Origin of the sequence: Psychrobacter sp. S1-30-MNA-CIBAN-0213, assembly GCF_040309845.1 — a bacterium.
Lineage (GTDB): Bacteria > Pseudomonadota > Gammaproteobacteria > Pseudomonadales > Moraxellaceae > Psychrobacter.
Window position 1 is genome coordinate 1 of sequence record NZ_JBEOPE010000158.1, and the last position, 243, is coordinate 243.

1 pseudogene is annotated in these 243 nt (G+C 48.6%); it reads right to left on the minus strand.

Annotated elements, in window-relative coordinates:
- Nucleotides 1-243, minus strand: a pseudogene (locus tag AAEY87_RS14335) (multidrug ABC transporter ATP-binding protein); the annotation flags it as partial.

Below are 243 nucleotides of genomic sequence, written 5' to 3' on the forward strand. Positions count from 1 at the left end.
GGCTTACTATCATGACAGCGAGCATGATGAGCAACATGTCGCCTTTTTCTACCCATAAGTTTTGCGGCGTATAAACGCCCAACCAGTCGACGATATTACCTATCCAAGCAAACAGCATGGCCTCGTAGATACCGATACCAGCGGACAAAATCATAAAAATTAGTAGCCAGCCGCGTAGGCCATTGGTGCATGCCCACAAAAACTTCAGCATGCCATCGCGAGGTGATGGCAATGGCATAGGTG